This window comes from Flavivirga aquimarina (assembly GCF_030540835.1).
Classification (GTDB): Bacteria; Bacteroidota; Bacteroidia; order Flavobacteriales; family Flavobacteriaceae; genus Flavivirga; species Flavivirga aquimarina.
Genome location: NZ_JAUOEK010000067.1, coordinates 1 through 280, shown reverse-complemented (window position 1 = coordinate 280; position 280 = coordinate 1). Strand labels below are relative to the sequence as shown.

The window sequence follows — 280 nt, the reverse complement described above, 5'->3', positions numbered from 1 at the left end:
GCTAAATCTTTTGATGGATTCAAAAATAGAATCTTGTCCAAAATCACAGCAATGACAGTAGTCCAGTTTATCAATAAGTTCGTGTTTAATAGGAATATTAATAACTTAAAAGTTAATATCGCCTAAATGCACAACGGGTTGATAAAATTTATTTTAAATGGATAAATGCTTGTCTCAGAGGGATTAGTTAATCCACTCCATTGGCGTGGCAGGAAGACTCCATTTTGAGAAGCCTGTAAGGCGCACTCAAAATGGTAAGTCGTCCCGATAACTCCTAAAA

At 35.4% G+C, this 280-nt stretch carries 1 pseudogene; it reads left to right on the top strand.

From position 1 onward, the window contains the following. Nucleotides 1-126, top strand: a pseudogene (locus tag Q4Q35_RS05200) (IS982 family transposase); the annotation flags it as partial. Nucleotides 127-280 lie beyond the last annotated feature (154 nt).